General features: G+C 44.5%; 2 protein-coding genes. One reads left to right on the plus strand and one right to left on the minus strand.

Annotated elements, in window-relative coordinates:
* A partial coding sequence (locus tag B2X00_RS12310) for a hypothetical protein (protein ID WP_290487950.1) occupies window positions 1-241 on the minus strand: 241 nt, incomplete at its 3' end.
* A 13-nt stretch (window positions 242-254) separates the two neighbouring features.
* On the opposite strand from B2X00_RS12310, the gene B2X00_RS12315 reads away from it, so the two are divergent.
* Window positions 255-3,633 (plus strand): toxin TcdB middle/N-terminal domain-containing protein (locus B2X00_RS12315; RefSeq protein ID WP_290487951.1); only part of this gene is annotated, 3,379 nt, incomplete at its 3' end.

Genomic DNA, 3,633 nt, shown 5'->3' on the forward strand with positions numbered 1-3,633 from the left:
ACACCGCCAAAGTTTGTGTGTACTTAATGGCGTCATCACGCGGCACGTCTTTCAGGTCCTCTTTTAAACTGGCCAGCGCTGCTTGCACCAATGACAAATCGACGTTGCCCGTTTCGGTAACAAAGTTATCCAGAGTATCTAAATCTTCCTGTTTCAATAACTCACTAATATCGACAGTGGCTTTGCCTGACGATGAACCATCGCGCTCCGCATCTCGTTTCGCTTCAAGCAACTGACTCAACGACTTAGTTCATATGGATCAAAAGTCGATGTACTTTTTCGCTGGCAAGGGAACGGGCGGCTATTCAGAGGCCATTCAGGTTGATAACATTCGCGAAATTGCGAAAAGTATCCACAATACGGATAAAGTTCAGTTTGCCGATTTAAACCATGATGGCCTTGCTGACCTTGTTTACTTTAATGGTTTCAAAGTCACTATTTGGCCAAGCAAAGGACTATCAGGGCCTCAAGGAACATTAGCTTTCGGTCGCCCTATCGAGTTTACGCACCCCGATAAAATCGCACCTTCTAAAACCAAACTGGCTGATATTGATGGCAATGGTGTTGTCGACATAGTGTGGTTTCGTCCTGGAAAATATGAAAAATCCTTTACCTATTTATCAGTAATTCCAGGAAATTTACCGAACCAATTGCTTTCTGTCGATAATGGCATAGGGCAAACGTCAAGCATACAATACGCAACCGTTGCTTCTGAGATGTTACGTGATGAAGAGCAAAACACCCCGTGGCAACATACCCTGCCTATGGCGATGCAAGTCGTCAAGTCAGTCACCACAAAAGATGCCAGTCGACCCGGCCAAGCATCGATAAAAAGTTATCAATACCGTGACGGCTTTTACTTTGCAAAAGAGCGTAAATTTGTTGGATTTAGCGAAGCAACACAACGCGATTTCGCTTCAAAATCAGCACCGGAAAGTCAAACTCAGTATTCTTTTTTGTTGGGTCTTAAAGACGAAGCATTGCGCGGAAAGATATCGAAAATAGAAAAGAAAGATGCGGAAGGACGTCTATTCTGGCGAGAAACTTATCAGTGGTCTTCAAAGCGTTTATTTGACAGTTTCGACGATGACAAATTCGTCTCATTTGCAAGTAAAACACGCCAAGAGAAAACGCTGATTGAACAAGGGCGTGGAAACCCTATCACTCTTGCTTGGGATTACGCATATGATGATTTTGGTAACTTAATTCTTAAACGCGAACATGGCCGCCTAGACGGTCGCTTTCAAGATCAGCGTGAAACCCATTGGCGCTACAGTGCGGAGAATGCAACGTCATTGGCCAACTGGCAATTACATCTTCCCATTGAAAAAACCATCACCAATGCACAGGGTAAACTGGTTGCGAAAACTCAATGGTTTTATGACGATGAAAGCTTTAGTGGTGGCAACCTAGGCGCCGTGTCAACGGGTAACCTAACCGCGACGAAAAAATGGATTTCACCAAGTAAGAATAACCAAACTATTTTTAGTCAGCGTTCACACTACGACTCTTACGGTAACGCGACAGAATTCTTTGGCCCTCTTTATGGCGAGCAACCTGGACATAAGGTTAGCGTAACTTATCAAGAGGGAATATACCCAATAAAAGAGAGGCTACATTTGGGTGGCCAGAGCCTGGTTGCCAGTGCGAGTTACGATTCTTCATTGGGCGTGATGACTCAATTTGAGGATTTTAACCAACAGCAAACTCACATACAGTATGACGGCCTTGGTCGAGTCACTGATATCATTGCTCCGGGTGACAGCACTAGTGCGCCGACTCAATCGTTTGAATATCATTACCAGCAAAATTTTGATGGCGTCATGGTTAACTGGATCCGCAGTTTACAGCGCCTTGAAAAAGATGGCCGCCATATTGAACGCCGCCAGTATTATGATGGTGGTGGGCGTAATCTAATGAACGTAAGCCAAACGGAACAAGGCCCACGAGTCAGTTTGAAGAATAATTTCGATAGCCGTGGATTACTGGCCAGTGAAAGCATGCCTTATTTTTCGGCGAGTATGGCTTTTCATTCAGGGACGGGGACGCAAGTAATTCGAAGCAAATACGATGCGACTAACCGCACAATCAGTAAATACCTGCCAGCCACTGACTCACAAGGTGAAACATTTACTTATAACGAGTACTTGCCTCTTAAGTCATGGGTACAAGATACCGCACAAACTGTTATCGGAGGCCAACACAGCGGAGCCGGTAAATGGTTAATATTTGATGGTCTTGGTCAATTACGAGAGGTAAAAGAATACGTTGGTGTTGATGTCAATGGTGAGCAAAGCACTCTGCAAGATTGGACCACCCAGTATGAATATGATGCGCTCGATAACTTTACCCGTTTAACCGATGCGTTTGGCAATACCCGTACTATGCTTTATGACGGTTTAAGTCGCCAAACGTATCGAGACGACCCAAACCGTGGACAAGCTTGGTTTAACTATGATGCCGCGAGCAATTTAATTGGCACCATAGATTCGCGAGGCATGGCACACACTTATCTTTATGATGGCCTTAGCAGACAACTCGAAGAGCGCTTCTATCAAGACCAAACCGCTATCCCAGCAACAGGTTTTCACTCGCTTATTCTCAATCCAACCAAGGGCCGAATCTCTAAGCAGTACCAATACGATAATAATCAAGATAAACAACTCCATCATTTGAAAGGCCGACTTGCACAAGTTATCGATGAAGCAGGGAGTAGTTGGTTTGGTTACGATCAAAACGGTCGTCGTACTGTTGAAAAACGCCAAATCAAAGCCTTTGGGCAACAATCGGATATTTATACAACTAAGCGCGCGTTTAATAGCGCCGGTAAGCTAACACAACTGACTTACCCAGATAGTACCCATCTTGACTACCAATACGGTCAAGGCGGTGAATTATTGGCGATGGGTAACATTGTAAACAACATTTCCTATAGTGCCTCTGCGCAATTGAGCCATGCTCAATATGGTAATGGCATGCAAAGTGACTATGAATACGATGCGCTGAACCGACTCAAAAGCCGAGAAACCACTCGTCATTCGGACAGAACACGCCTTCAGTCACTCAATTATCAGTATGATGAGGTATCGAACTTACTCGGCATCACCGACCAACGAACAGAGCAAGATAAAAAGACCATTGCCAAAGAGCTAGGGATCGAGAATCAATATTCTGAGCTCGACCAAACGCGCTTTTATGACTACGACGATTGGTATCGAATTGCACTCGAGCAAAATAAATTAAAACTCACTCAATACCGTTTTGATCCTATTGGTAACCTTATTTCTAAGAACACCAACGATCCAATTCTAGGTGACAACAACTTAACCTTACGCTACGGCGGAAATACAGGCACAGGAGAAGATAAACGCTACAACCGACAAGGATTACGTACAACCGATACAGCAGGACCACAAGCGCTCACCCATGCTGACGTAGGTATCAGTTATGATGCGGTAGGCAACCAGCTGCGTTCAGGGGATCAACAATTTCAGTGGGATCATGCGAACCGATTGAAACAAGTCGAAAACCCAAAAAACCAAGCAAAATACGCTTATGACCATAACAACAAACGACGCCTCAAGGTGGTTAAAGACAGTAAAGGAAAGCTCACAACAACTTGGTATATCAGTG

The organism is Idiomarina sp. UBA3162 (assembly GCF_002364475.1).
GTDB lineage: Bacteria > Pseudomonadota > Gammaproteobacteria > Enterobacterales > Alteromonadaceae > Idiomarina.